General features: G+C 65.9%; 1 protein-coding gene. It reads left to right on the top strand.

The genetic code is table 11. From position 1 onward, the window contains the following. The coding region (locus ACLBX8_RS32280) for a transposase (protein ID WP_447716482.1) at nucleotides 1–255 on the top strand (255 nt) is incomplete at both ends.

Below are 255 nucleotides of genomic sequence, written 5' to 3'. Positions count from 1 at the left end.
CCTCGTCCCAGCCCTCAGGCCCGGCGACACGGTCGTGCTCGACAAACTGCCCGCGCACAAGGTCAGCGGCATCCGCGAGTGCATCGAGGCGGCCGGAGCGAGACTGCTCTACCTGCCGGCCTATTCCTCTGACTTCAACCCGATCGAACGCGCCTTCGCCAAGCTCAAGGCCATTCTTCGTGCCGAGGCCGCTCGCACGATCAGCGACCTCTGGGACACGATCCGACGAGCCTTCAGACGCTTCACGCCAGCCGA

It is taken from the genome of Methylobacterium sp. D48H, from assembly GCF_053345715.1.
This window is presented reverse-complemented; position numbering and strand designations above follow the sequence as displayed.